The organism is Mycobacterium sp. 1423905.2, from assembly GCF_001673155.1.
In the GTDB taxonomy this organism is placed as follows: domain Bacteria; phylum Actinomycetota; class Actinomycetes; order Mycobacteriales; family Mycobacteriaceae; genus Mycobacterium.
The window spans coordinates 1-2,299 of sequence record NZ_LZLE01000177.1; the positions used below are offsets into that span (position 1 = coordinate 1).

A 2,299-nucleotide genomic window follows, 5' to 3' on the forward strand; every position below is an offset into this window, starting at 1 on the left:
GTGATCTACGAGCAGGCCAACAGCCACGGCCAGAAGGTGCAGTCGGCGGGCAGCAACATGGCCCAAACCGACTCCGCGGTCGGCTCCAGCTGGGCGTAACACACGCATCGGTGACGGCGGCCCGGACGCCGGGCCGCCGTCACCCTTTGCGTTGCGGGTTACTTCACCCCGGCGAATCCGTCGGCCCCGATCAGGACGCCGCCGGTGCCGCCGGTGCCGCCGAGACCTGAGGCCGCGCCCGTTCCGCTGTTCCCGCCGTTGCCGCCGTCGCCGACGCCGACGGCATCACCACCCTTTCCGCCGCTGCCCCCGAGGCCGCCGGCGTTCCCGGCTCCGCCAGCGCCGCCGTCACCACCGTCCCCGATCAGTCCGGCCTTGCCGCCCGCGCCGCCGGCGCCGCCGACGGGATTGGTGCTGCCTCCCGCAGCGCCTCCAGTGCCGCCCGCACCGCCCGAGCCGGAGAGCGCACCGGCATTCCCGCCGATGCCACCGGTGCCGCCCGTGGCACCGAATCCGCCGCTGCCTCCGGCACCCCCATCCCCGAAGAACATGCCGGCGCTGCCACCGGTGCCGCCGGCCCCGCCGGTGGTGATGCCGGCCCCGCCGCTGCCGCCGCCACCGCCGGCACCGAGGGACAGCAGACCGGCGTTGCCGCCCGCCCCGCCCGCGCCACCGGTGGCCCCGGCCGGGCCGCCGAAGCCGCCCGCACCGCCGGAGCCGCCGGCACCGAAGGTGCCGCCACCGCCACCGGTCCCACCGGCACCACCGGCGGTCACGCCCTGACCGCCGTAGCCGCCGGTACCGCCCGTGCCGAACAACCCACTGACTCCACCCGCACCGCCAGCCCCGCCGGTCGGGCCGAACCCGCCATAACCGCCGTAGCCACCGTCGGAGAACAGTCCGCCGGTACCTCCCACACCACCGACACCGCCCGCGTGGCCGATGCCTTTACCGTCACCGCCCGCGCCGCCGAACCCGGCGGCACCGGACAATGCCCCGGCCTGGCCGCCGGCACCGCCCGCCCCGCCATTCGCGTTCGTCAGAGCACCGCCGCCAGTGCCGCCGGCTCCACCGCTGCCGAACAGGAAGGCGGCCCCGCCGGCCCCACCGGCGCCACCGGTCAGTCCGGCGATCACGGCCGCTGAGCCGGCGCCACCGGCTCCGCCGCTGCCGAACAAGATCCCGCCGCCACCGCCGGCGCCCCCGGCGCCACCAGCCCCTCCGGACCCGCCGGTTCCGCCGTTGCCGAATAACCATCCGCCGTCCCCACCGGCGGCTCCGGTTCCGGGAGTTCCATTGGCGCCGTTGCCAATCAGCGGTCGGCCGGTAATGGCCTGGGTCGGCCCATTGATCGCGTTGAGAACCTGTTGCTGGGCAGCGTGCAGCGGGTTATTGCTGGCCGCGGCGTTGAATCCGTCTGCGCCCAGCAACATTCCGCTGACACCGCCGGTGCCGGCCTTGCCCGGTGTCGTGCCGGTGCCGCCGCTACCGCCGTTTCCGCCGTCGCCGATCAGCACGCCGTTGCCACCGGCCCCGCCGGCCCCGCCGGCCTTCGCGCTGGCTCCGCCGTTACCGCCGTTTCCTCCGTCACCGATCAGCCCGGACGCGCCGCCGGTCCCGCCCGCGCCGCCCGCGGTCGTGGTCCCGACACCGCCGGCGCCGCCCGCCCCGCCGGAGCCGGTGAGGATGCCCGCGTTTCCGCCGGTTCCGCCGCGCCCACCGGTGGCGCCGCCCAGCCCACCAGCACCGCCGGCCCCGCCGTCACCGAAGAACATGCCGCCGTTGCCGCCGGCTCCGCCGGCTCCACCGGTCTCAGCGGCGACGGGCCCTTCACCGCCGCTGCCACCGGCGCCGCCAGCGGCGCCCAGGGAAAGCATCCCGGCATTGCCGCCCGCCCCGCCGGCCCCGCCGGTCAGCAGGCTTCCGCCGCCGCTGCCCCCGGCACCGCCGGCGCCGAACATGCCACCGGCGCCACCGGCCCCACCGGCGCCGCCGTGGTTTCCGGTGCCGTCCACCGCGCTGGCCCCGAATCCACCGGCGCCGCCGGTTCCGCCGGCGCCGAACATGCCGCCGGCACCCCCGGCCCCACCGGCCCCACCGGAGGCGCCGACGCCTCCGGTTCCACCGGTCCCGCCGTTGGAGAACAAGCCACCGGCCCCGCCTGCGCCGCCGGCCCCGCCGGTCGCGCTGATGCTGTTCGTGAAGCCGCCGGCACCGCCGTTCCCGGCCGGTCAGACGTCAAACGTCCGGTCGCGGGTGGTCAGATGTTGAGGCTGGAGAACATGATTCGGTTCGGATC

1 protein-coding gene and 1 pseudogene are annotated in these 2,299 nt (G+C 76.6%); one reads left to right on the forward strand and one right to left on the reverse strand.

Annotated elements, in window-relative coordinates; genetic code table 11:
- Window positions 1–99 (forward strand): annotated as a pseudogene (locus A9W95_RS10445) (type VII secretion protein EsxI); the annotation flags it as partial.
- A gap of 59 nt (window positions 100–158) precedes the next feature.
- On the opposite strand, the gene A9W95_RS10450 reads toward A9W95_RS10445, so the two are convergent.
- Window positions 159–2,147 (reverse strand): PE family protein, encoded by a 1,989-nt coding sequence (locus tag A9W95_RS10450; protein ID WP_156746122.1) that lies wholly within the window; start codon window positions 2,145–2,147, stop codon window positions 159–161.
- Window positions 2,148–2,299 lie beyond the last annotated feature (152 nt).